Origin of the sequence: Limosilactobacillus difficilis (genome assembly GCF_947387495.1) — a bacterium.
Classification (GTDB): Bacteria; Bacillota; Bacilli; order Lactobacillales; family Lactobacillaceae; genus Limosilactobacillus; species Limosilactobacillus difficilis.
On record NZ_CANDNU010000119.1, the window covers coordinates 1 to 321 of the forward strand.

Here is a 321-nt window from a genome sequence, read left to right on the forward strand (position 1 = left end):
TAGATGTAGTAAGAATATTCGTAAATCTTACCATTAGATTTTTGACGACGAAGTTGGCGGACCGTACCACGGTTGAGCTCGTTATTAATCGTTTGATGATTAACTCCTAATTGGCGACCAATTGCGCGATTGGAAAGTCCTTGCGACTTTAAAGTCGCAATCATCACTCGCTCTTCTTTAGTAAGGTGTGCATATTTGCGATGAGTGGCCAAGAGGTTAGTGGGCATGGTATCATTTAAGTGCGTCATTTGACGGACATCCTTTCATATAGGTTTGATTCACTTAATATGATACCTGATGTCACGCCGAATGGCGTTTTTG

1 protein-coding gene is annotated in these 321 nt (G+C 41.4%); it reads right to left on the minus strand.

Features of this window, described 5'->3' with window-relative positions:
• Positions 1–248 (minus strand): helix-turn-helix domain-containing protein (locus tag QOR82_RS09210; protein ID WP_283584431.1); only part of this gene is annotated, 248 nt, incomplete at its 3' end.
• Between the last annotated feature and the right edge of the window lie 73 nt (positions 249–321).